We start from the raw sequence: 21,635 nt of genomic DNA on the forward strand, positions 1-21,635 counted from the left end.
ACGTTGCGGTCATTTGCGGTTACTCGTCATGAACCGACTCATAACACATCAATCACTAAGTGTTTCCTGTCGCAATCGTTCGCGAATTTCCTGATTAAGCAGGCTTTTAGGGACGCCTTGTATCGCGCCTTCAAGAGCTAGTAACGAGTGCTGGCAGGTGAATCGGGGGTGAACACGCCACCATGCTTCTACACTGCCAACCTCGGCCAGTTTCGCAGGTGTGTCAATCCCCGCCTCAATAAGTGCTTGCGCTAACTTTGGCCCAATATTTGGAAGATCAGTCAAGTCGTTCATCAGCGCTCCATTTCTCCAGACCAAAAGCACTCTCAGCGCAGAAAGAACCCCGGGCCCAACACCTTCCACCAGTTTCTGCAACGAACACTGTGGGAATAATCATGTGCTATCAATATACCCGCTAACGCAACCTATTTTGGCTTAAGTAACATTTCGTGTGTCTTTATTTCGGGTTTCTGCGTGGTACTACCGCAAAAGGTCGGGATTGGTGGGCTTTGTTGGTTTCATGGATCGGGCGACGGAGGATTTTTAAGGCGTTCCGGCAAAACGGCACACCAGTGCCGTTTTTTAACGCCTCCACCGTTTTACTCAGCGGCTCACGCGACTGCGTCGCTGCCGTTTTCTGTTTGGCGTTCCGGCGGCGCAATGCCCACTGGGCATTGCTTTTATGCCGCCTCCACCGTTTTCGCGACGGCTCACTCTCGCTACGCTCGATGCCGTCGCGCAATTTGTTTGATTCCTGCCGGGGCTTATTTTGTGGAGCGGGCGACGGAGGATTTTTAAGGCGTTCCGGCTAAAACGGCACACCAGTGCCGTTTTTTAACGCCTCCACCGTTTTACTCAGCGGCTCATGCGACTGCGTCGCTGCCGCTGAGCGAACTTGTTCGATTCCCGTCGCAGCCCCCCAGATTGACTAAAAGCCGGGCTAAAGCCCGGCTTTTAGTCAATGGAGCGGGCGACGGGAATCGAACCCGCCTTTACAGCTTGGGAAGCTGTCGTTCTACCGATGAACTACGCCCGCAAGGCGCACAAACGCTTCCTCAGTATCTCACACATGCTGTTAGTGCAAAAATCGCAGGCGACAAGAGTCGTTTTATTTCTGAGGTACGACGCCGGAAACGGCACATCGTTTCTTAATCAGCTCCGCACTGTTAGGCGATGAATCTTTTTTCGTTTGGTGTTTTGTTGACGCAACCAGAGGAACCTATTGAAGGGAACCTACAAAGCCCTCGATGAGACTATTGATTTCCCCAGGTCGGTCGGTGTTCGAGTTGTGCCCAGCCCCCCTAATCCAATGCACCGGACAGCCAATCGCCCGCGACCACTTGCGGTTGTAGGTCTTTACGTCGCCGGCATGGTCGCGCTGCCCACAAATCAATAGGGGCGGACAGTCGATTCGGTACGCACGGTCCTTTTCCACGGCGCGGGCTAACATGCCATAGCCAAAGACCATCAATCGCCGATATTCCGCCTCTCCGTACGTTTCCAAGAAACGATAGACCAGGCGGCGCCCGTACTTAGTGGTGGCGGTCCCCCTGGCACCCCAAGGCTTTAACACACTCCAGGGAATGTAGCGGGTGATTGCGTCCATGCGCTTCAAGGCAGCCAGCTCCCAGTCCGGATAGAACCGCTTTTGCAGGGGAGCACTGTCAATCGAAACGAAGCCCTCCGCCCGACCCGGGAACAGGCCCATGAAGGCCTGCGAGATATAGCCACCCAAGGATTGCCCCACCAAGACGGGCCGCTCGATACACTCCACGTCAAGTATTTCGCCCAGCCAGCGAGCCATATCGTCAAGGTCAAAAGCTAGTTCGAAGGGCCGCGAGCGGTAATGCGCGGGCGCGTCCCACACAAACAGATTGTACCGACCGGTAAAATATTTAATCTGTCGCGCAAACAGTCGGTGATCAGCAGTCAAGCCCGGCAGTAACACCAGCCAGGGCTTGCCAGCCAACGGCGCATCGGTCACCCAATAGCGAATGACCCCAAGATTGGTCGTGAAACTGCCTGAACGCATCGGGCTCCTTTCTGCCTTCTTAGTCAAAATGGGTTTTTAAAACGTCGGCGAAACCCTCAATCGCGACTGGAACATCGCCGGGTTGTTACTGGAGCATGAAGTCAGGGATAGCGGCGGGAAATTCTTCCCAGTACGCCTCCGCCTCGCGCGCCAGAACATCCGACTCGCCCAGGCTGGCATCGTCAGCAATTCCCACCGTGTGAAACCCAGCCGCATTCGCCACCCGGACCGCATAAACCGCATCTTCAAACACCCAAGCATCCTCCGGCACGCTGCCCATCGCCTCCGCCGCCTGCAAAAACATAGTCGGCTCGCGCTTATGCATCCCAGTCTCCGAGGAGGCAAAATACTGGGCAAACATCTCCTCAATCCCCAGACGCCGAAAAGCCGGGCGAATCAGACCCTCAGAACCGGAACTGACCACCGTCATCGGCACCCCCGCTTCGGACAGCACCTCCAAGAAACCTCTGGCACCGGGCTTGAGCTGCACGTCCTCGAGATAGCCGGTATAGACCGCATCTTTGATACCATTCACGACTTCGTTGACCGTTAAGTCCAAACCGAAGCGTTGGCGCACCAGGCGAGCCGACTCGGGCAAAGTCATCTCGAAAAATTGCGCCCCCAAACCTTTTTCGACCTCTATCCCCAAGGTCGTCAAGTATTTTCCGGCTGCCTCTCGCCACAGCGGCATCGTGTCGAGCAGCGTCCCGTCACAATCGAAAATCGCGCCTTTAATCATGTCCTCAGGATACCTTCCCAACTTCCCTCCCGGCGCGCGTCCTTTCCGGCCTGTACCACTAAACCGTGGAATATCGCCAGTTCCGCCACCGTAAATCCCTCCACTCGCCATGCCGCATCACAGACCTGCTTCGCTTGACGATAGGTCCGAAACTCGCCCAAACCAGCTGCCGCTAGCAACCGGCGCGCATAGGTATCGAAAATAAAAACCGGGCGGTCATAGGCATAAAGCAGGATGTCGTCGGCAGTTTCCTCACCCACTCCCGGAACTCGCAAAAGGGAGTTGCGCAGCGTTGGGGTGTCAATCTCACCAGCCCGGGCATCAGTTTTTATGTACCATTCGGTCAAGTTTTTCAGGTATTGTGCTTTCGCGCGCATGAATCCGCTGGGTCGAATGAGTGTCTCCAGTTCGCTCGATTTCGCTCCCACCAGCCGCATCGGGTTAAGCAGTCCCTGCTTCCGCAGGTTCTCTAGGGACTTTTCCACGCTGGTCCAGGTCGTGTTTTGGGTCAGCACACTACCCACCAGGATCTCAAACTTCGTTTCTGCCGGCCACCACTTTCCCGCATCTCTCACATTGCGTTGCAAAATCTCGAATAGCTCGCGAAAACCTGAAACCTGCCCTACCGCGCTTGTCATGAAGAGCCACCCGGACGGACTATTGACCCGAAATCTGCAAGTCTCGTGACGAGACCATCAGCAGTCTGCCGCTGGTGAAAGAAACGGTGGCGCACTGTGCGGTGATTTCGTTGGAAACCCCGCGTGTTGAGCCGCGAACCAGGGTAAAGTCCTCGACCAGGTAGCGTGTCCCCGCCAGGGTGAGCCCCTGCACATCACCGTCGAAAGGAATTAAACCGAAATAGCGGTAGTCGTTGCGGGGTACCGTATGGGTTCCCGGACCCACCAAGGACACCATGTTGTAGCCATCTATCCAGCGTAGTCGGGCGGAAGTGTGAGCGTATTTCGCCAAGATACCAAGGTTCCCCAAAGTATGATCCAAGCGCCCCCCCAAGCCGCCAATGACATCAATGTGCCGGTAACCTCGAGAATACGCCAAATCGACTGCCGCTTCAGAATCTGTAACTTCTTTGGCTACGGGGAGTACTATCACTTCCACGCCATCGCCGGGAACCGCATCACTAGGGGTGATGACGGGCACTGCCGCCAAGGTTTCGGGAGAGCGGGTGCGTCCGTCCGCGAACTCAGTCTGACCTGCCGGACGCGGCGAAGAATCGAAGTCGCCGATATAGACGTCGGGATTAATCCCCAAAGTTCGCGCCACATCCTGACCCGAATCGCCACAAATTACCAGCTCATAGGTCAAAAAATCCCAGCTATCAGCGCACAGCGCACGCAGACCTTGCACCCCTCCGACCACCACCAGGCAGCGTGAACCAACCGACACAGCGCCATTTTTTGCCGAATCGTCCAGATACTCGCACATCTTGGTCATGGAGTCATTCTAATCTGGCTCCCACAAAGCCCGGAAAACATGACAGATGTCATCTAATTTTTGTGATTGCGCACACTACCGGCTCAAACGCCGGGGCGCGAGACTTAAATACATGAACACAACCACTACAGCTGCTCTGCAGCTCACTCATCTGCATAAGCACTTCGGGAAAGTCCACGCGGTGGACGGCATCGAACTTAATGTACCGACTGGTACAGTTATGGCTCTGCTGGGACCGAACGGGGCGGGAAAAACCACCACTCTGGATATGGTTCTGGGGCTCAGTGCACCGACCTCCGGGGAAGTGCAGGTTCTGGGCGAAAGCCCAAAAACTGCGATTTCCCGCGGTCAAATTGCCTCCGTCCTGCAAACGGGGGGCCTGCTCAAAGACATGTATGTCTCCGAAGTCGTCCGCTGGATTGCCGCAGCTTACGGTCACGATGTTGACACCCCGGAAAATCGGGAGCGAGTGATAAGCGCGGCAAACCTGGAACCAATCCGCAAACGTAAGATTGGGAAATGCTCCGGCGGGGAACAGCAGCGGATTAAATTCGCGCTAGCTCTGTTGCCAAACCCGGATTTATTGATACTCGACGAACCGACTGCGGGGATGGACGCCAACGCGCGCCACGACTTTTGGGAAGTGATGCACGGTCAGGCACAAAACGGCAAGACCATCATCTTTGCCACCCACTACCTGCAGGAGGCCGCGGATTATGCTGATCGCATCGTGGTGATGAATCACGGAAAAATTATTGCGGATGCCAGCCCGGCAGAAATTACTGCCCAGCGAACGCGCAACGTGTCCTTCCAGGTTGATTCCTCGCACCTCGACGCGCTCACCGCTCAGATACAGCAACATTGGCCCCAAGAATCTGTCGAAATCAAAGGCCACAGAATGTACCTCTCGGTACAGAAATCGGATGATTTCGCGCGTTTCATCCTCTCTCAACCAGGCGTGAGCCATTTGGAAATCGTACCTCCCTCCATGGAGGACACTTTCTTTACCCTAACCAGCAACTAAGGAAATCTCATCATGAACACGAAAATATTTGCTCTGGATTTAAAGCGAATTCTGCGCTCACCCGAAGTACCCATGTTTGTCATTGGCCTTCCGGTGGTGATTTACCTGATTTTTGGGGTTGCCGCGACCTACGCCAAGGAAATGGTCGCCGACACGACTGTCAATTGGGCCTGGGTCATTATGGTCAATATCGCCGCCTACGGAGCCATTCTCTCCACCGCCAGCTTTGCCGCTGGCACCTCCGTGGAAAAGATTCAAGGTTGGGGACGCCAAATCGCACTGACTCCCCTGAGTAACGGGAGGTACCTGGGTACCAAAATCGCCCTGGGAGCGCTGCTGGCGGCTTTGCCCGTGGCGGTCATCTTCCTGCTGGGTGGTCTGACTCAAGCCAAAGCGGAGCCCTCTGCCTGGATTATCTCTGTCTTGGTGATTCTGGGCGGATCACTCACTTTCACCCTCTACGGTCTGGCTTTCGGACTGTTGCTGCATTCCGATACAGCCGTCTCTATCGCCTCGGGACTGACCACCCTGTTTGCTTTCATAGCGAATTTTTTCATGCCCCTGGGCGGATGGCTGCTGGATTTCGCGAAATTCATGCCGGGCTACGGTTACGGAATTCTCGCCAGATATGCCGGCACTAACGGAAATCAGATTACTATGGACGGAAAGCCGTACACCGAAAACCTAGGAATTGGCATCGTGAACTTTGTAGTGTGGATCTTGATTTTTGCTCTTCTGGCACTGTGGGGCTATCAACGTTCACGGAGGCACGCATGAACCCGGAATCTTCCCCTGCCCTCGCCATAGAAGATCGCAGTCTCACCAGTTCGCCTTCGAACTCCTACATTTTCACGAGCACCTTCATGAGTCTCGTATGGCTGGGGTTCCTGTACTTTCCGATTAGTCGAGCCCTGACCTTACCCCTGGGACCGAAGATAATTTCCCTGGTATTAACCGCCATATTCGCGCTGGCTTACGTGGCTGCTTTTTCACTCTCGTGGCGCAAACCAATCATGGGAGAGCGTAACTTCCGCTACTTCGACGGTCGGCACCGCCTACGCAAGAGCGACGCCATAGTCTTTGTGGTACTTGTGCTGATTACATTGCTACAGGTGGCAGTGTTAGGACCGCTGAAATCCTTAACTTTCCTGCCGTTTATCGCTGCTGCCGCACCTTTCGCCCTGCCCCAGGCGGCTGGCTACATTGCCGGAGCCTTGACGGTTTTAGCCTCCTTCCTCATCCCCCGTTTTGTACCGAATGGTCAAGAATATTTTGGTCTCTCCATCTCCACCTCAGCGGTGTTTATGTTCGTGGCGGGAATAGCTTTCTTTATCGGTTCCGGTATCGAGAGCCAGCGCCAAGCCAGAACACAAGCGATTTTGGAAGAACGCGAACGCGTTGCCAGGGATGTACACGATGTCCTGGGTCACACCCTTACGGTCATTGCTCTCAAGTCGGAACTGGCCGGAAAACTGCTGGAACGTGATTCCGGGCGTGCCCAGGCGGAACTGCACGAGATTACAAACCTGGCGCGGGAATCAATCGAAGAGGTTAGGCAGACTGTGGCGGGGCTCAAAGTACAGAGTTTGTTCGAAGAAATCGCCGCCGCGTCTCAGGCATTGGAGAGTGCCGGTATTGACTTGCAGCGGGAGGGCACCGCCTGGTCAAATCTCGATTCCATCCCCGCTGTGAACCAAGCGATTTTTGCCTGGGTGATTAGGGAGGCGACTACTAATATCATTCGTCACGCGGCGGCTCGTCAAGTCACTATCGAGATGAACCGGAGCAGTCTGACTATCACCGATAATGGGGTGGGCATCTCCCCCGATGCTACCGGACATGGTCTGGAGGGGCTCAAGGCTCGTGTGGAACAGGTCGGCGGGACTCTCAGTATAGTTGGGAAACGTGAGGTCACGAGTGCCGCAAGTGCCGAGAGCGAGCGGCAAAACATCCCGGAGACCGGCACCGTAGTGGAGGTAAAGTTGTGATTAGCGTGGTATTGGCTGATGATCAAGCGCTGGTGCGCGGAGCAATTGCGGCACTGCTGGAACTCGAAGGCGACATTGAGGTAGTCGCCCAGGCCAGCAATGGTCGCGAGCTCCTCGATGCCGTCCAAACCCACCACCCCCAGGTTGCTGTGGTGGACATCGAAATGCCCGACCTTGACGGAATCGCTGCCACCCAAGCCATCACCGAGACTGCTGCCGACACTAAAACGCTGATTTTGACGACTTTTGGGCGTCCCGGCTACTTGAAACGCGCCTTGAACGCCGGCGCCAAAGGCTTTATGGTCAAGGAAACTCCTGCCGAAGAACTCGCCGCCGCGGTACGAACTATCGCCGCCGGCGGTACCGCTGTGGACCAAAAATTGGCCACCGAATCCCTTTTCGAGGGCGATAACCCGCTGACAGAACGCGAGATTGAAGTCCTGAAAATCGCCGAAAAAGGCTTGAAAGTCCAAGAAATCGCAACCCAGGTGTATCTCTCACCCGGCACGGTACGCAACTACCTCTCTAGTGCGATCAGCAAAACCCACGCGGACACCTCGGCAGGCGCAGCCCGAAAAGCCCGTGAACTCGGATGGCTCTAAACACACCGCTTGTGCGTCCAAGCACCCAAACTACTTAGAATAGGTAAGGCTTGCCTAAGCCTATTCTGATAGACTGGGAACATGAATGATGACTGTAATCTTCCGCAAAGTACCCGCGCAACTAAAGTCGCACCCGGATATTGGGTACTAGCGCGTGCTGGAAAACGGGTGCTGCGTCCCGGAGGACTCAAACTTACCAACCGGATGCTCCAAGCAGCTGATATACCAGGAAAGAGAGTTGTAGAGTTTGCACCCGGATTAGGCAAAACTGCCAAAATTATTATTGACGCGCCCGTCGAGTCCTATACAGGGGTAGATAAAGACCCGGACGCAGCCCAGCGGGTGCAGAACATCGTTGCGGACAGCGGCGGCAGAGTGGTGCAAGCAGACGCCCAGGACACCGGTTTAGAGTCACAATCAGCTCAGGTAGTGGTGGGTGAGGCGATGCTCACCATGCAAAGCGAGAAAAACAAAGAAAAAATTGTTTCAGAAGCATACCGGATACTAGAACCAGGTGGATGCTACGCGATTCACGAACTCGGGTTAACTCCTAACGATATAGACATGCAGCTAGCTGATGAGTTGCGCAAGCGTCTCGCCCAAGTTATTCGCGCGAACGCTCGTCCCCTCACCGAAAATGAATGGCGCAAGGTACTGGAAAATGCTGGTTTTATTATTGAATGGGTCGGTTTTGAACCCATGGCTTCGCTGTCACCACGGCGTAACCTAGCTGATGAAGGTCTCAAGGGAGTGTTGCGGATACTCGGTAATGTTCTACGCGATCGAGAGTTACGGGCGAGGATTTTAGAAATGCGCGCCACGTTTAAGCACTACCGTAAGAATCTGACCGGAATAGCTATAACAGCGCGTAAACCCAGTAAATAGAGATAAATGTCAGAGGAGATTCAACATGGATTCAAAAGAAGAATCAGTTACTACTGATCTAGGGTATATAGATAATCTTGCGGAACAAATTGAGTACTCCCCGAACTCTACCGTTTCTAAAACCCTGATGCGTGCAGAAGGGGTCAATGTTGTGCTATTTTCCTTCGACAGCGGCGAAGAACTATCAGAGCACACCGCTGCTATGCCGGTGATCGTGCAAACCCTGGAAGGGGAAATTGAAATCACCGCCGACGGCAAAACTGTGAAACTGCTTCCCGGCGGAATGGTGCATTTTTCTACCCGCTTACCACACGCTGTTAAAGCCTTGACTCCCGCAAAAATGGTTCTCTATATGCTTAGCGAGCAGGGTAAATAGCACCCTTTAGGTTCCCAACGACACTAACTAGACACGAAATCACGGAATTACAGTGTTACTGTTGCGCTGAGGTTGTGGGTACGGTACGCGAACGCGGCGGTACCGCGGTCTTCGGCTTTTGATCCGCGGCACGAGTGGCGGCGAACAGCGAGTTGCGCAGTTCCTCCATCGCGTTACTGACCCCACCAGGGTTGGACGGCAGCATCAGCGTCTGAGTATTAGAGGCTTTCGCGACTTCCTGCAATGTATCGAAATACTGGGTCAACAGCAGCATTTCTTGCGCTTCGGCTCCAATTCCGGCGTCGCGCAACGCTTCATACTGGCTGACCAAGCCATCGACGATAGCTTTACGCTGAGCCGCGATACCTTCACCTTGCAAGCGCTTGTATTCTGCATCGGCTTCAGCCTGTTTCACAGTCTTAATTTTCTCGGCTTCCGCCAGGGAAACCGCTGCCTCGCGCTCCCGCTGAGCAGCATTAATCGAGTTCATGGACGCGCGCACCGTCGGATCCGGATTGATGTCTGTCACCAGGGTATTGATGATGGCGAAACCATAAGCGTTCATGGCAGCAGCCAAAGTCGTTTCGACATCTTGGGCGATTTGATCTTTCGAAGAAAACGCCTCATCCAGGTCTAGTTTCGCCAGGGAGGTACGCACCCGGTCGTAGACGTAAGACTGAATCTGACGTTCCGGATTGGCTAAACGATAAAATGAATCAACCACGTTTTGTACTTGATACTGCACCGAAACCGGAATCGTGACAAACACGTTGTCTTTCGTTTTAGTTTCCACCACGGAATCCAGCTGCATGATACGCAGCGGAACCTTTTTCGCAATCCGATCCACGAACGGAATCTTCATCCGCAGACCGGGCAGTGCAACCTTGTGATATTTACCGAAACGTTCAATCACATAGTTAGTCTGTTGCTTCACCACAAAGAACATTCCACCTATGATGAGCAACGCCAGGACGATGACAACAATAACCGCCAAAGTCAGCACATTTTCGAACAAAGCGAGGAAAGCACCCATCTTCCAATCCTTCCAATCAACAAAAACCTAGCCTCACAACAAACTATAGCACCTCACTTGTGCGAAGAAGACTCAAAAATCCTGGTACCGACCCAGAATTGGACGAACATCATCACCACCATCAAACCAATCGTGGCAGCGAATGCCCAAGGTCCTAAAAAGAGAGTCGTAGCGTAGGTGATTCCGCCGTACGCCACCAGCGCGGCAGCCGCCAGCGTGTCGGCTACGTTCAAGGCTGCGGAAACCTCACCGTGACGTTGAGCCGGAGTCAGAGAGAGGGCATGAACCGTGGCCAGCGGGAAAATCAAACCTTGCCCCGAACCAGCTATGGCCCAACCCACCAACACAAACCAGGGACTGAAACCTGGCACAACCGCCAGGAGCACCACCAACGTGCCAAAAATTTCGATAATCGGACCGATGAAAATCAGCCAGCGACGATGCGCCGGATCCACAATCCGCCCTTGAATCCACGAACTAAATGCCCAAGTAATAGATGAAACTGTCATCGACAGACCAGCCATGGTGGGACCCCAACCGTGAATTTCTTTCAGCAGCAAGGGCAGGTAGAGATCTACAGTGACGAAAGTACCGTTCAATAGTCCCCGCATCGCCACCGTGGCGGGAACTCCGCGAACTGCTCGGAAAGTCCCGGAAGGAAGGATGGGACGAGCCGCAAAGAACAGCGCCAAGGTCAAGGTTAAAGCCGCAACAATGAATATCGGGGAGACAGTCTCTCGTTCCACCCCGGAAATGACCTGCAGAGTACCAATCAGAATGCCGCTAAAGATAGAACCCCACAGCAGTCGAGGCGAGGGGCGAAACGGAACCGGGTCGTGTAGCTGGGGAAATTGGCGGAATTTTGGCCACAGCAACGGGAAAAACACCAGGAACAGGATGGGGCAAATCCCGAAAACAAAACGCCAATGCACATAGTCCACCAGGAACCCCGCCACCAGCGGTCCGACCAGGGAAGGGACCACCCAGGCAATAGCAAAAACCGCAAAAAAAGCTGGCTGCTTGTGCGGTAAGACGTAGGAACCGACCATCACATAGAGAGGCACAATGAGCAAACCGCCACCCAAGCCCTGAACCGCGCGCCCCACCACGACGAACCAAATGTTCGGGGCGAAACTCGCCACCAGCAATCCACCAGTGAAAGCAGCAATACCCACGTAAATTACCGGTTTTGGACCCCTGGTATCGACCCAAGTCCCGGCGAGGGCGGTAGTAATTAACTGCGTGGACATGGAAATCCCGGCAGCCAGAGCAAACAGGTTTTTGCCGTCCAAGCGGTCCACAATGAAGGGCATGGCCGTGTTGACCGCAATAGCTTCAAAAGCAACCAGGGTAATCATGCCGGTTGCGATGATTTTAAACCAGGCTGCTAGGTAACCGCTGAGATAGTTATTCCCCTGGTTCTCAGATGACTTCTCGTTGCGTCCCGTTGCTTCCACGCTGTCCACGGATTTTTCACTCCTTCATTTCAATCGAAACAATCTCCCTGTCGGAACACTAGGTTAAGGCTCTGACAGGGAGTTACCAAAATATATTTTCGTTGCTCGGGTTACAGGTCAAAAGCCCGTAACAAGGGTTGGTGGCAGAGACCACCATTATGCAACTTAGGATAACCGCTGCATAATCAGTTTATTTGCGAATAGTCCAGCTAATCAGCGTAATCGGGCACCCTTTATTCCCACCGCCTGCTTACCACAGTCTAACGCCTGCAAAACGCAACGTTCAAAGGAATAACCTTGTGCTATACCAGTAACGATTCCGGCAACGAAAGCATCTCCTGCCCCGGTCGGATCTACTACCGGAGCGGGAGTTACCTCCCACAGGCGCCATCCATCTCTGTAAGTCCACACGCCCTTTTCTGACCCGGTTACGAACAGAGTAATATCCGGGCATGTAAATACGGATTTAATGTCGGGAGATTGGTCTGGTAGTCGTGAAGATAGCTGTTCCCAGTTCATGCCAAATAGACGCTCAGCCCCAAACTCATTCATAATTACTATGGAAGCCTCTGTTTCTAGAGGGTGTTTAGCATCGAATTCTGCGCCGGTATCTATATCAAGCACCAGATGCCCCCCTGAACGCTTCACCTTACGAATCGATTGCAGAAAATCATCATGATTACATATTCTTCTCAGTTTTTCAGGTGTCGAGCACACCACTCTTGATTTTGAAATCGTTTCTAGGCTCTCCTGATCTAAAAACAGCTTTTCCCTTGAACGATCCGGGTACGCTGCCACATTACTTCCTTCAGTTAAAAAGACGTAACAGACAGGGTCAGGCGCGTCGGTAGTCAAGGAAATGAAGTCGGTGTTAACCCCATGCTCATTTAAGTCTTTTATCAGCTGGTCGCTGATTTCTCCGGATTTTAGACAGCCGATCATGCGGGTCTTTAGCCCTAACCAAGAGGCATTGACTGCCATATTAGCTACTGTTCCTCCAGGCAAGGTCTCTTGACTCAGCAGACATGCCTTATCCCCCAGCTTCGGCCAATGGTCAAGATTTATATATATGTCAAGAACGGGTTCACCGATGAAACAGATAGCACCCCCGTTCTCGAACTGTGTTTCAAGTGAATCTCCTAGCTCGTCAGAGGACATCAGAATCACTTTCCGTCTCCATGTATGTCTCCAAGCTACCGCCTGCTAACGGTATCCACTCTGACGGAAAACGAGGGTCCGAGGTAGCAATCCAGTAGTACTGGGTTGGCTCGCTAACCCCGAAGCATGGCGAATGCCAGGTTCCTTTATCCATAACAAGGGCAGTTCCACAGGGAATTTCCAACAACACACATTGGTCAGTCTCGGGGACATCAAATTCTTTCGCGCATACCCCTAGCACTATCGAATGATTGGTAGGACAAAGAGTTTCCTTTGTATGGTCATGTCTCTCCATTCTTTCAATCCGTTTCGGCAGGACACTAACTTGCGTCATAGCAAGATTGACTGCACCGTCTGAAATCTTCGCAGCGCTCTTAAAGTCATGCCATCCATCACCGTTAGTGACCACGACAGAATCGCTTCCTGGTGAAAAAAGTAGTGCTATCCCCCATTTCGACACGTCATCTTTTCCGACTACTAACCGCTTGCTCATGTTACTTTACCTTTCCCCGCAATGCTCTAACTGCCGTAACTAATCGTTCGACTCTATCCATTTCCAAATCACCTTTAGCGTTTCCTCCTTGTTTGAGTGAGGACCCGATGATGGCACCATCGGCGATTGTCAACTGCTCCGTGCAATTTTTCTCATTTACGCCAGCGCCGACCAACAGTGGAAAGTCACCTATGATTTCTCGAAATTGAATTATCTTGGAAAGCTCGGTTTCAACTCCCGTATCCACTCCCGTAACAATGACTCCATCGCCACGTTTTTTGGCAAGCATTAAATCTACCTCGAGCGGATTTCCACTGAGAACGGGTTGATTCTTAAGTCTGACTCCTCCAAGAATTACGGCAGGTGAGTTTTCCTGACACCAACGGATACGTTCCTCAAATTGCGGCTCCTCTTGAGGAGGGAGTTGTCCTGCCAGAGAATCAAGCTCGATAAAGGGCAACTGGTGCTCGACAGCTAAATCGAAGCTCTTATCGTTATCCCAAATCACATCAACACCGACATAAAGCTGAGGGAACTTGTCTTGTAGCCGCGGCAGACAATAGCGAACGTCGTCTATAGTGCCAAAATAATTCTCAACTATTACGCCATCAAATCCGCCACGAGCATATATGTCGCACTCGCGTACGGCACGGGAATAGATATCGTCTATTTCATTACCTTTTAAATGAATCATCCCTAGCAAGAGTTTTTCACCGTTTCCGGGCCAGTTACCGAGTAGATTCTGTTTAGTTTGCATCATGTTGTTAATGCCTTTCTAAATGGATAAATTTATGATTTTCGATATAAGAAGTCTTTGCACCAATTGAAAATTTGATCCATTTGTAATAACTCTTTAGGCGCGCCGGCGTGCCGAGATATTTGGACCGCAGGGGGGACGGTTAACTTCGCCTCTGCCAAGACTTGATCATTGGAGAACGCATCTGCTACAGAATTATCACTGATTATGCCACCCTGGCTCATCACCACAACCCTCGGAAAATTTTCAATAACGAAGCGCATGTCGTGCGAAACTGCGATTACGGACTTACCAGCATTACTGGCCCATTGCATAATGGCGACTAAATCCCGTCGACCTAACTCATCCAGTCCGGCGGTTGGCTCATCCAGAATCACATAATTAGGGTCCATAGCAAGCACCGCAGCTATTGCGACAAACTTACGCTGCGCAAGGGGCAAATCTAGTGGATTAGTCTCTGCTTCTTCCAGTAAGTTACATACGCTCAGAGCCTGGGTGATTCTCTCTTCCCTTTCAGTTTGTTCTACACCTAGACGCTTGAGCGCATACTCACATTCTTCGTGTACTGTTTTAGAAAAAATTTGATCATCGGGATTCTGAAACACGTATCCTACGCGCTGTGCTATTTCATCGGTTCGATAATTTGAGGTATCTTGCCCTTCTAAGTAAATAGTTCCGGAGGTAGGTCGGATTAGTCCGTTCAGTAGCTTCGACAGGGTGCTTTTACCAGCTCCGTTTTGCCCTATGAGTGCAACGCACTCTCCGCATTCTATTTTGAGGGATACGCTTGTGAGAGCCCGAGTCCCACCCGGATAACAGTATTCAACGTGGTCACAATTAATCATTGCCATTCCTCAACATACGTATTGACAGATGCTTTAGCCTGCGCGAATGTAATCCATCTAGGTGAGACATTTAAACCCGAAGATAACGTAAATAGTTCCGGGAAACCGCAGTGAAGCCCATCGGATTTGGCTCGTGATAGTACTTCACCGGGTTGCCCTGCAGTGTAAACCCTTCCGTTATCTAAAATGATTATTTCGTCCGCAATTTCTACCAATTGGTCAATTTTATTTTCACAGAGAAGCACGGTTTTTCCGGCGTCCTTCATTTTCGTAATAGCAGCGAAAATCATTTCTGTGGTTGCAGGATCCAACTGAGAAGTGGGTTCATCAATAACAATAACCGGGGTATCCATAGCCATCACCGCGGCAACAGAGACTCTTTGTCTCTGCCCACCGGACAACTCCAGGGGGTCTCTAAACGCAAGGTCTTGCAAATCCATATCGCATATCACGCGTGCGGTTTGCTCAATTATGCGCTCGCGTTCCCAACCCAGGTTCTCAAGCCCAAAGGCAATCTCTTCGACAACCGTCTGGCACGTACCTGTCAACTGGGTGTATGGATTTTCAAAGACCAAAGCGATAGTTTCAACCAACTCTCGTTGCGACAGTCCGTTCAGGTCTTTACCGAAAATCTCTATTTTACCTTTTACTTCGCCGCCAAGGACACCTGGAATGAGTCCCTTTAGCGTGTTACATAATGTTGTTTTTCCAGAACCATTAGCCCCCATCAATCCGTAAACTTTTCCAGACTCCAAATTCAAATTGATATCTTCCAATGCCCAGGTTTTCGCTAAGGGATGCTTAACCGCTACCTGCGTAGTTTTTATTGCCACTACCAAAGCAGACGTCCTCCTATTCCAATAAACACCGAGAGTAAAGCTGCAACGAAAATACCCAAGTACCCGAATCCGGAAATCTTATCTTGAGGAATCAAACGGGTCCCTTTAATTTCGGTGATGCTAGCTCCTCTCACCTCCATGGCAACGGCTCGTTCTTCCACACTTGACAGCGCGGAGAGGACCAGGGGGGCAATCGTGGGCAGAACAGCTTTTAGCTTAACCAGACGACTACCCTCAACCTGTATCCCACGGGAACGCTGCGCATCACGCACAGCTTTCCCTCGAGTGGCAAGCTCAGGAATCAATCTCGCTGAATTGATTACTACATAACAGACTTGGCGCCGCGCCCCAAGTAGCTCCAAGGCATGAGACAAATCTTGCAAAGACAGAATCGATGTGAGCAGTACCAGGGGAGCGCATACAGCAAGAAGCATTGCTACATACCAATTAGCCGATGCCAACCCTTCTTGCGTAACAGCTAGGGGTCCAACATTGAATACGACGTGATCGCCGTATTCAAAAAACGCCCGGACTCCTAAAGTAAATATCGACACTGTGAGAGCAATCTTCCAGAATCGAGACCAAAACAGTATCAATACTTGCAAAGCTGCTGCAGCGGCGATATTTAACCCAGTGAAGATATAGAAGGTTAAGGGGTCCCCGCTTGCCAGCACACCCGCCATGAGAACCAGAGGTATTAGAAACCTTACTACGGGATTAATGTGCTGGTAGCGATGGGTTTTTCTCGGGTGAAAAACGAAGCGCCTAATATCATTGGAAATCTCCTCAACCTGTGCCATATCAACACCTATTCAGAGTCTTTATCTGATTGTTTTTTCTCGCGGGTGAGCAAATAGGCTTCTCCACGAGGGAATTTGGCAAGTGTGCGCTGGGGCAGCGCAATCAGTATGTAGAACACAATCAAAGCAGTCAAAACTTTATCGGTAATATCACCCGATACCCCGGCTGCCATAGCAGCAGTCCAGTTTGGGGCGCCAACCTGGCGCAACAGTCCAGCAATGATTCCAGTTCCGGTTGAAGAGAGACCACCATAGACCATAATCGTAATAAGAGACCCCGTAATACCAGTTGCTAGCCCATTTAAAATACCTGACAGGAGAGAACGAAGGAAGGACGAATATCCGTGCTTACGAGCCAGTAAAGCGGCTACCCCGGCGGTGACGACAAATAAAGGAATGTAAAATATGTTGGAGGGGTTTGTTATCAGGGAGGCTGCTCCGGTCAGCACACCGACGATAGTGGCAGGCCAGAATCCACAAATCACTGCCGTAAGAACGACCCCGATAGAGTCCAACCAAATGGGAAGCTTCAGCGCAAATACAATTTGCGAAACAACAATATTAAGCGCTATCGCAACTGGTATTAGATAGATTGTCATTTTATTCATGGACATGATGTAACTCCTTTGTCATTTGTAGTGGTTTAGTATATCCATTGTGATGATCGATGTGCATAACTGCCTGCACTCGAGAAGAATAGGTAATCTCGCTTTCCTCAATGCAAACATGAACATTATCGTAGGTAGCGCCAGTAGCATGTAATAAACAGCGAGTGCTGGGCAATTCTTTCAAAATCCGCTTTGTGCCCTGATCTGCTATCCTGGCTTTTAGTGAAACAAGAGATTGGGTCGGATTCCGATTGTATTTTTCCCTCAAGATGCGATAGATAGACTCATCTTCAAAATCGTACTTTTCGATACCTGGAAGCAGGTCTACGGGAAGAAACGAAATGTCAAGGCTGATTGGTATTACCGTATTTTCCGTCTCAATAGAGCGCAAACGTTTCAATCTCAACATTTTCCTATTTCCACGAATCACGACGGTCTGCTCCAGAACTTTAGCTAGGGCACGCTCGGAAGTATCATTGAGACGGTCTGTTAGTGAACCAAAATTCCACAATAAAGTTTTACTTTCGGGCGACGTGACAAATGTTCCTTTGCCCTTCTCAGATTCCAGCAAACCTTCCGCGATTAATCCATTTATCGCTCTTCTGATTGTTCCACGTGCCACTTTATGAATTTCACAGAGTTCATTCTCAGAGGGCAACTTGTCTCCCACGAGGTAATCACCGTCATGAATCTGCCGACGTATAACCTCAGCAATTTGTTCATATACTGGAGGTGACGTGTTGACCATTTTTGCCCCTTTACAAAAACTGCGATGAAAATAAGTTACTTGTACCGAATATACAAGTCAACGGTTTTGCTGTACAGCTTTTCTGTACATGACACTTATTGCCTTTTTAACGACGTTTTTACACACAATTCACAGTGTCAAACTTTGTGAACAACTCTGCTCTCAAATCCCCGCTGATAGTTCTAAGGTATCTCCATTACCGGTTTGTTTCGGGTCTAATATGGTTGTACTTGAGATAGAAACACAGCATCCGGTCAACCCCAGTATTTCTAAAATATAGGGTTAGACTCTCAGCGAAATGTTCATGGCTTATTTGCCACCGTCATGGGTCGGATTCCAGTGAGAACCCACCGTACGAGTATCCCCCGTGACAATAGTTAGGTCGTTACGAATGTTTGAGCCAGTCAGCATCCCGCGAGCAATCGGGATAAGTTTATGCGCCACCGCAATCCGTACCAGGGGCGCAATCAGCTCGGCAGCACGGTCTGGAACTCGCCCGATATATGTTTTCTTGTCGAGATAAGCTCCCAGACCGGTTTTATCCTCTTGCATCCACAGAGCTACGGGTACCGTCTTGCCCGTGGAAATATACGGGTGCAGCGGAGCGATGTGGTCATCGTAGTCTTCCAAAGGAATTTCTTCCCCCGGAGGCAAGATGGTGAAGGCTTTTTTCGGGAACTGATTTACCGGCCCCACACCACCTACGGGCGGCAAGCTCAAGGTGACACGATTTGCTAACCGTGATTTAGTGCGCTGCGCCCACAGGTGGCAAGGCACCACCAGATTGAGTTCCTGGGAGTCCAAACCATTTAGCTCCACCACGTATTTACCGGCGGTAGCGTGATCCAAATAGCCCACAAAGTGACCTTTCACCCACACACAAACCGCCGCGTAATCATCGGAGTTGTTTCTGTCTCGCACCAGATAAGCCCAGTCGTCAAACTCCGCGCCGTGAATATCGTCCACGTTATATTCGGCAAACAGTGCCGCAAAATCGTCTTGCAGTTCGAGGGAATCCTCAACGGTGGCGAATGTCGAGGGCGCTTCCCAGCCAGCAAAACTTTTAAGATAGGGACGAACCGGACCGTTGGTATCGGGTCTGCTCTTAGAAAACAACCCCACGCCGTTCCCCTTTCACTGGTCTTACCTGTATTCTTCGTATCGATTGGTGACAAATCTAGTCTCAAGCATAGCTAAAAACATGCCACTCCAATCTTAATTGATTATCTATCGCGTGGATTTCCCAGATTCTCCAAGGCGTACTGCGTTATCCACGGGAATTTTAGTCAAGTTCCTGACAATTTTTCGGTGCTTGCGGATAGGGTCCCAAGTCGCCGTCGCTAAGATTATCCATAGCGAGCGCCCCTTGGAACTGTTCTCCCAGCAGGATGTTAATCTCTGCGCCACGATTCAAATCAATCCTGACATCAGCTTCTGGCAGAGCCCGCGCCAAAGAGAATGCTTTCGCAATATTTTTCTTGCTGGTGTTAATCCGAGCCGCCCCAGCATAGGAATCTGGCGAGTTACCAACTACGTTGACCTTAACCCCGAATTCTTTCAGCCGCTGCGCTGTTTGCGTAGCCAGACCGTTTTGGGAAGATCCGTTGAATATGTTTACTGTCACGCCTTTGAGTGAAACCGGCTTTCCTTTCGGGGTGCATGGCGGGGCTTTCGCCTTGGCTTCCTCGGACAAAACGAAGGAATTACCAAAAGGCAGAGAAACCAGACCCATCGCAAAAGGCAAAGAAACCACTAGAACCGCTGCCATGGCTAGAACAATCCAGCCAAAAATCACGGTTTGGCGAGCCAGGGTGCGGCGCCGCCGCTTGATGCGTATCTCCTTGGAATCACCCTGACCTATCAGGTCCTTTGCTTCAATTCTGGGCATCGCTTCTTCCTTGGGCAGCCCGGATTTCTTGATCCGCATGGCGCTTAGAATAAGCCTCTGAATGCAGTTCTGTACCAGCTGGTGCAGAAGCCGGGGAGGCTTGCTCAAGCTTCGTGCCACGCAGGTTAGAAATCGCCCGCATGACGTGGTACATGACGATGGCTCCGAAAGAACCCATCGCGATACCTTCGAACTTCACGTCACCGACTACCAGAGTGTAGTTCGCGATAGCCATCACCATCGCCACCGCGGCGGTATTCAGATTTACCGGGTCAGCGAAATCTACCTGATTCTGGACCCAGATACGCACTCCCAGCATCCCAATCATGCCGTACAGAATCGTGGCGGCTCCACCCAGAACCCCTGGCGGAATGGTGGCGATAATTTCACCAAACTTGGGCAGCATCGACAAAGCCAAAGCCCCGATAGCGGCAACGATATATGCCACGGTGGAATAGACCCGAGTCGCTGCCATAACCCCAATGTTCTCCGCGTAGGTAGTGGTACCAGAACCGCCACCGCTACCGGCAATCATGGTGGACAGACCGTCCGCAATCAAAGCCCGACCGGTCAAATCGTCGAGATTCTGACCAGTCATAGCGGACACGGACTTTACATGCCCCACGTTTTCAGCAATGAGGACCAACACTACCGGAAGGAACAAACCCAGCAGGGCGGGGCTAAAGGTCGGGGCGTGGAATGACGGGAAACCTACCCAGTCAGCTTTGCTGATGGCTTCAAAGTTTACTTCGTGGCGAATCACCGCGGTCGCATAGCCGATAAGCACCCCGATCAGAATCGACAAACGTCCGATAATGCCCTTGAACAGCACGGTAATCAACAGGACGGACAAGATGGTCACGGTAGCAGTCACGGGAGCCTGCTTGACGTTGTTCCACGCCGAAGGGGCCAGGTTGAAACCAATCAAAGACACAATTGCCCCGGTCACAATCGGTGGCATGATGCGGTCAATCCAGGCTGCACCAGCAAAATGAACCAGCACCCCAACCAGCAGCAGCAGCGCACCGGCAGAAATCACTCCACCTTGAGCCAGAGCCATCTTGTCCGAGTCAATGGGAGCGCCACCACCCGAAACGTAACCGGTCACCGCACCAATCGGAGCAATCAATGCAAAGGACGAACCCAAATACGAAGGTAAGCGTCCGGACGTGATGAGAATAAACAGGATGGTTCCCAAACCCGTAAAGAACAGTGTGGTTGCGGGAGAGAAACCGGTCAGCAGCGGCACCAGGAAAGTCGCCCCGAACATTGCGACAATGTGCTGGGCTCCGATACCTATCGTGCGTGGCCATGTCAGACGCTCGTTGGGCTGAACTACCTCACCGGTAGAGATACGCTTGCCGTCCCCATGCAATTTCCACTTGAAATTACTGGTTTTCGTTTCTGACATGTTTCGTCCTTCCTTGCAGACTCCCGAATTTGTCCCTCCCATCCTAATACGCCCCCCGTCGCGCAAAAAAACGCCTGTTGCGCTAGGCTAAACGGGTGAGCGACGCCTATGTTTCGGATTTCCCCGACCTGGAAAAGGTCAACCCGCAAGAGGTTTTTTCCCAACCTGGTTACACTGACTCCGCCCAAAAAATTCCTGGTGTCGTCATTACATTGTTCGTCGTTTCCCTTATCAGTTTCCTGGTGCCGGTGTTTCTTTCAATTGCTGCCCTCATCGTGGCGGTCCTAGCTGGTGGATTGCTGCGAGTGCGTACGCTCTCGTCGGAGCACCAACCTGGAGACGGACTGCTGCGTGCCGCATTCGGTCTGTCGTTCCTGTCTATAGGCTGGGGTACAGTGTGGTTCCTAGCTTGGGTAATCACTAAAGTTACGGTGACTGTGGTCCCGTTTTAGTCTCGATTAACCGCGGCGTCCCAACCTCGGTTCAGGGTGGTCGCTAGT

Annotated in this window: 25 protein-coding genes and 1 tRNA gene; 7 read left to right on the forward strand and 19 right to left on the reverse strand. The window is 51.7% G+C overall.

The window, feature by feature from the left end:
* Positions 1-48 precede the first annotated feature (48 nt).
* From HMPREF0573_RS02820 to HMPREF0573_RS02845, 6 genes are all read right to left on the reverse strand, one after another.
* Positions 49-294 carry a TfoX/Sxy family protein gene (locus HMPREF0573_RS02820; protein ID WP_041797911.1) on the reverse strand — a complete coding sequence of 82 codons (246 nt, stop codon included), beginning with the start codon at positions 292-294 and terminating at the stop codon, positions 49-51.
* Between the two features lie 668 nt (positions 295-962).
* A tRNA-Gly gene (locus HMPREF0573_RS02825) sits at positions 963-1,036 on the reverse strand.
* A gap of 183 nt (positions 1,037-1,219) precedes the next feature.
* Complete coding sequence (locus HMPREF0573_RS02830; RefSeq protein WP_013188838.1) at positions 1,220-2,032, reverse strand: alpha/beta fold hydrolase; 813 nt, start codon at positions 2,030-2,032, stop codon at positions 1,220-1,222.
* An 85-nt stretch (positions 2,033-2,117) separates the two neighbouring features.
* The gene (locus HMPREF0573_RS02835; protein ID WP_013188839.1) at positions 2,118-2,771 is read right to left on the reverse strand and encodes an HAD family hydrolase; all 654 of its coding nucleotides are present in this window, start codon (positions 2,769-2,771) and stop codon (positions 2,118-2,120) included.
* Positions 2,768-3,409 (reverse strand): endonuclease III domain-containing protein, encoded by a 642-nt coding sequence (locus HMPREF0573_RS02840; RefSeq protein WP_004007920.1) that lies wholly within the window; start codon positions 3,407-3,409, stop codon positions 2,768-2,770. Before HMPREF0573_RS02840 ends, HMPREF0573_RS02835 begins: the two co-directional genes overlap by 4 nt.
* A gap of 19 nt (positions 3,410-3,428) precedes the next feature.
* Positions 3,429-4,223, reverse strand: coding sequence for a thiamine diphosphokinase (locus tag HMPREF0573_RS02845; protein ID WP_013188840.1), 795 nt, complete (start codon positions 4,221-4,223; stop codon positions 3,429-3,431).
* A 112-nt stretch (positions 4,224-4,335) separates the two neighbouring features.
* On the opposite strand from HMPREF0573_RS02845, the gene HMPREF0573_RS02850 reads away from it, so the two are divergent.
* The 6 genes from HMPREF0573_RS02850 to HMPREF0573_RS02875 all read left to right on the forward strand — a co-directional run bounded on the left by HMPREF0573_RS02850 (position 4,336) and on the right by HMPREF0573_RS02875 (position 9,098).
* Positions 4,336-5,247, forward strand: coding sequence for an ABC transporter ATP-binding protein (locus HMPREF0573_RS02850; protein ID WP_013188841.1), 912 nt, complete (start codon positions 4,336-4,338; stop codon positions 5,245-5,247).
* Between the two features lie 12 nt (positions 5,248-5,259).
* On the forward strand, positions 5,260-6,024 hold the full coding sequence (locus HMPREF0573_RS02855; RefSeq protein WP_004007917.1) for an ABC transporter permease: 765 nt from the start codon (positions 5,260-5,262) through the stop codon (positions 6,022-6,024).
* Complete coding sequence (locus HMPREF0573_RS02860; RefSeq protein ID WP_013188842.1) at positions 6,021-7,235, forward strand: sensor histidine kinase; 1,215 nt, start codon at positions 6,021-6,023, stop codon at positions 7,233-7,235. The genes HMPREF0573_RS02855 and HMPREF0573_RS02860 overlap by 4 nt, the downstream gene beginning before the upstream one ends.
* A complete protein-coding gene (locus HMPREF0573_RS02865; RefSeq protein ID WP_004007915.1) occupies positions 7,232-7,837 on the forward strand; it encodes a response regulator transcription factor in 606 nt (201 codons plus the stop codon). The genes HMPREF0573_RS02860 and HMPREF0573_RS02865 overlap by 4 nt, the downstream gene beginning before the upstream one ends.
* Positions 7,838-7,918: 81 nt before the next feature.
* On the forward strand, positions 7,919-8,722 hold the full coding sequence (locus tag HMPREF0573_RS02870) for a class I SAM-dependent methyltransferase (protein WP_036324424.1): 804 nt from the start codon (positions 7,919-7,921) through the stop codon (positions 8,720-8,722).
* Positions 8,723-8,747: 25 nt separating this feature from the next.
* Positions 8,748-9,098: a cupin domain-containing protein gene (locus HMPREF0573_RS02875; protein WP_013188844.1), complete on the forward strand. Its 351-nt coding sequence runs from the start codon at positions 8,748-8,750 to the stop codon at positions 9,096-9,098.
* Between the two features lie 55 nt (positions 9,099-9,153).
* Here the strand turns inward: HMPREF0573_RS02875 and HMPREF0573_RS02880 are convergent, their stop codons facing one another.
* The 13 genes from HMPREF0573_RS02880 to HMPREF0573_RS02940 all read right to left on the reverse strand — a co-directional run bounded on the left by HMPREF0573_RS02880 (position 9,154) and on the right by HMPREF0573_RS02940 (position 21,135).
* Entirely contained in the window at positions 9,154-10,131 is a 978-nt protein-coding gene (locus tag HMPREF0573_RS02880; RefSeq protein ID WP_004007912.1) for an SPFH domain-containing protein, read from the reverse strand.
* 53 nt (positions 10,132-10,184) lie between these two features.
* Positions 10,185-11,597, reverse strand: coding sequence for an MFS transporter (locus tag HMPREF0573_RS02885; protein ID WP_004007911.1), 1,413 nt, complete (start codon positions 11,595-11,597; stop codon positions 10,185-10,187).
* 204 nt (positions 11,598-11,801) lie between these two features.
* Complete coding sequence (locus HMPREF0573_RS02890) at positions 11,802-12,569, reverse strand: carbohydrate kinase family protein (RefSeq protein WP_244855366.1); 768 nt, start codon at positions 12,567-12,569, stop codon at positions 11,802-11,804.
* Between the two features lie 166 nt (positions 12,570-12,735).
* A complete protein-coding gene (locus HMPREF0573_RS10045) occupies positions 12,736-13,239 on the reverse strand; it encodes an ureidoglycolate lyase (RefSeq protein ID WP_004007909.1) in 504 nt (167 codons plus the stop codon).
* 1 nt (position 13,240) lies between these two features.
* Positions 13,241-13,999, reverse strand: coding sequence for a BtpA/SgcQ family protein (locus HMPREF0573_RS02900; RefSeq protein WP_004007908.1), 759 nt, complete (start codon positions 13,997-13,999; stop codon positions 13,241-13,243).
* Positions 14,000-14,028: 29 nt separating this feature from the next.
* Positions 14,029-14,847 carry an energy-coupling factor ABC transporter ATP-binding protein gene (locus HMPREF0573_RS02905; protein WP_004007907.1) on the reverse strand — a complete coding sequence of 273 codons (819 nt, stop codon included), beginning with the start codon at positions 14,845-14,847 and terminating at the stop codon, positions 14,029-14,031.
* Positions 14,838-15,617, reverse strand: coding sequence for an energy-coupling factor ABC transporter ATP-binding protein (locus HMPREF0573_RS02910; protein WP_244855368.1), 780 nt, complete (start codon positions 15,615-15,617; stop codon positions 14,838-14,840). Before HMPREF0573_RS02910 ends, HMPREF0573_RS02905 begins: the two co-directional genes overlap by 10 nt.
* Before the next feature lie 56 nt (positions 15,618-15,673).
* Positions 15,674-16,480 carry an energy-coupling factor transporter transmembrane component T family protein gene (locus HMPREF0573_RS02915; RefSeq protein ID WP_004007905.1) on the reverse strand — a complete coding sequence of 269 codons (807 nt, stop codon included), beginning with the start codon at positions 16,478-16,480 and terminating at the stop codon, positions 15,674-15,676.
* 8 nt (positions 16,481-16,488) lie between these two features.
* Positions 16,489-17,094, reverse strand: coding sequence for a histidine kinase (locus HMPREF0573_RS02920; RefSeq protein WP_112668458.1), 606 nt, complete (start codon positions 17,092-17,094; stop codon positions 16,489-16,491).
* Positions 17,081-17,836 carry a GntR family transcriptional regulator gene (locus HMPREF0573_RS02925; protein WP_004007903.1) on the reverse strand — a complete coding sequence of 252 codons (756 nt, stop codon included), beginning with the start codon at positions 17,834-17,836 and terminating at the stop codon, positions 17,081-17,083. The genes HMPREF0573_RS02920 and HMPREF0573_RS02925 overlap by 14 nt, the downstream gene beginning before the upstream one ends.
* A 309-nt stretch (positions 17,837-18,145) precedes the next feature.
* A complete protein-coding gene (locus HMPREF0573_RS02930) occupies positions 18,146-18,958 on the reverse strand; it encodes a hypothetical protein (RefSeq protein ID WP_004007902.1) in 813 nt (270 codons plus the stop codon).
* 160 nt (positions 18,959-19,118) lie between these two features.
* The gene (locus HMPREF0573_RS02935; protein WP_013188847.1) at positions 19,119-19,724 is read right to left on the reverse strand and encodes a LytR C-terminal domain-containing protein; all 606 of its coding nucleotides are present in this window, start codon (positions 19,722-19,724) and stop codon (positions 19,119-19,121) included.
* On the reverse strand, positions 19,711-21,135 hold the full coding sequence (locus HMPREF0573_RS02940) for a uracil-xanthine permease family protein (RefSeq protein WP_013188848.1): 1,425 nt from the start codon (positions 21,133-21,135) through the stop codon (positions 19,711-19,713). The genes HMPREF0573_RS02935 and HMPREF0573_RS02940 overlap by 14 nt, the downstream gene beginning before the upstream one ends.
* Before the next feature lie 95 nt (positions 21,136-21,230).
* Between HMPREF0573_RS02940 and HMPREF0573_RS02945 the strand changes: the two genes are divergently transcribed.
* The gene (locus tag HMPREF0573_RS02945) at positions 21,231-21,587 is read left to right on the forward strand and encodes a hypothetical protein (RefSeq protein ID WP_013188849.1); all 357 of its coding nucleotides are present in this window, start codon (positions 21,231-21,233) and stop codon (positions 21,585-21,587) included.
* Positions 21,588-21,635: the final 48 nt, after the last annotated feature.

The organism is Mobiluncus curtisii ATCC 43063, assembly GCF_000196535.1.
Taxonomy (GTDB): domain Bacteria; phylum Actinomycetota; class Actinomycetes; order Actinomycetales; family Actinomycetaceae; genus Mobiluncus; species Mobiluncus curtisii.

Bases quoted from the DNA above. Each gene is read 5' to 3' on its own strand.
- HMPREF0573_RS02935 (WP_013188847.1), bottom strand. From the start codon at position 19,724: ATGCCCAGAATTGAAGCAAAGGACCTGATAGGTCAGGGTGATTCCAAG.
- HMPREF0573_RS02875 (WP_013188844.1), top strand. From the start codon at position 8,748: ATGGATTCAAAAGAAGAATCAGTTACTACTGATCTAGGGTATATAGAT.
- HMPREF0573_RS02900 (WP_004007908.1), bottom strand. From the start codon at position 13,999: ATGATGCAAACTAAACAGAATCTACTCGGTAACTGGCCCGGAAACGGT.
- HMPREF0573_RS02860 (WP_013188842.1), top strand. From the start codon at position 6,021: ATGAACCCGGAATCTTCCCCTGCCCTCGCCATAGAAGATCGCAGTCTC.
- HMPREF0573_RS02915 (WP_004007905.1), bottom strand. From the start codon at position 16,480: ATGGCACAGGTTGAGGAGATTTCCAATGATATTAGGCGCTTCGTTTTT.
- HMPREF0573_RS02940 (WP_013188848.1), bottom strand. From the start codon at position 21,135: ATGTCAGAAACGAAAACCAGTAATTTCAAGTGGAAATTGCATGGGGAC.
- HMPREF0573_RS02830 (WP_013188838.1), bottom strand. From the start codon at position 2,032: ATGCGTTCAGGCAGTTTCACGACCAATCTTGGGGTCATTCGCTATTGG.
- HMPREF0573_RS02920 (WP_112668458.1), bottom strand. From the start codon at position 17,094: ATGTCCATGAATAAAATGACAATCTATCTAATACCAGTTGCGATAGCG.
- HMPREF0573_RS02855 (WP_004007917.1), top strand. From the start codon at position 5,260: ATGAACACGAAAATATTTGCTCTGGATTTAAAGCGAATTCTGCGCTCA.
- HMPREF0573_RS02835 (WP_013188839.1), bottom strand. From the start codon at position 2,771: ATGATTAAAGGCGCGATTTTCGATTGTGACGGGACGCTGCTCGACACG.
- HMPREF0573_RS10045 (WP_004007909.1), bottom strand. From the start codon at position 13,239: ATGAGCAAGCGGTTAGTAGTCGGAAAAGATGACGTGTCGAAATGGGGG.
- HMPREF0573_RS02890 (WP_244855366.1), bottom strand. From the start codon at position 12,569: ATGGCAGTCAATGCCTCTTGGTTAGGGCTAAAGACCCGCATGATCGGC.
- HMPREF0573_RS02820 (WP_041797911.1), bottom strand. From the start codon at position 294: ATGAACGACTTGACTGATCTTCCAAATATTGGGCCAAAGTTAGCGCAA.
- HMPREF0573_RS02840 (WP_004007920.1), bottom strand. From the start codon at position 3,409: ATGACAAGCGCGGTAGGGCAGGTTTCAGGTTTTCGCGAGCTATTCGAG.
- HMPREF0573_RS02925 (WP_004007903.1), bottom strand. From the start codon at position 17,836: ATGGTCAACACGTCACCTCCAGTATATGAACAAATTGCTGAGGTTATA.
- HMPREF0573_RS02905 (WP_004007907.1), bottom strand. From the start codon at position 14,847: ATGGCAATGATTAATTGTGACCACGTTGAATACTGTTATCCGGGTGGG.
- HMPREF0573_RS02850 (WP_013188841.1), top strand. From the start codon at position 4,336: ATGAACACAACCACTACAGCTGCTCTGCAGCTCACTCATCTGCATAAG.
- HMPREF0573_RS02880 (WP_004007912.1), bottom strand. From the start codon at position 10,131: ATGGGTGCTTTCCTCGCTTTGTTCGAAAATGTGCTGACTTTGGCGGTT.
- HMPREF0573_RS02845 (WP_013188840.1), bottom strand. From the start codon at position 4,223: ATGACCAAGATGTGCGAGTATCTGGACGATTCGGCAAAAAATGGCGCT.
- HMPREF0573_RS02870 (WP_036324424.1), top strand. From the start codon at position 7,919: ATGAATGATGACTGTAATCTTCCGCAAAGTACCCGCGCAACTAAAGTC.